Source organism: Maribrevibacterium harenarium, from assembly GCF_006385675.1.
In the GTDB taxonomy this organism is placed as follows: domain Bacteria; phylum Pseudomonadota; class Gammaproteobacteria; order Pseudomonadales; family Marinomonadaceae; genus Marinomonas; species Marinomonas harenarium.
In genome coordinates, this window is sequence record NZ_VFRR01000139.1 from 1 (window position 1) to 549 (window position 549).

Here is a 549-nt window from a genome sequence, read left to right on the forward strand (position 1 = left end):
GGAACATGCGATTAAGTCGGCAACATGAGACAATCTTGCCGACTTAAATTAACTGTGACTCCTACCCGCAATGAACCAGCTTTCCTTCGCCGATACCGAATTTACCAGCAAACGCCGTAAAACCCGTAGAGAGCTTTTCCTTGGCAGGATGAATGAGTTGACTCCATGGCAACAGCTCGAAGCCCAGATTGAGCCGTTTTACCCAAAAGCTGGCAATGGTCGGCGTCCTTACCCCCTCGCTACTATGCTGCGCATTCACTTTATGCAGAACTGGTACAACATGAGTGATCCAGCGATGGAAGATGCACTCTATGAGATCACCTCAATGCGTCTGTTTGCAGGCCTATCATTAGAAGGTGCGATCCCTGACCACACGACCATCATGAATTTCCGTCACCTGCTTGAGAAGCATAAGCTGGGGCGCAAACTCTTCAAAGAAGTAAACAAATGGCTGTCTGACTCCGGTATCTACTTTAAAGAAGGGACTATCGTGGATGCAACGATCATTGAGGCTGCAAGCTCCACCAAAAATAAATCCAATGCACGCGA

1 protein-coding gene is annotated in these 549 nt (G+C 48.1%); it reads left to right on the top strand.

Features of this window, described 5'->3' with window-relative positions:
- Positions 1 to 70: 70 nt before the first annotated feature.
- The coding region (locus FJM67_RS17435) for an IS5 family transposase (protein WP_140591962.1) at positions 71 to 549 on the top strand (479 nt) is incomplete at its 3' end.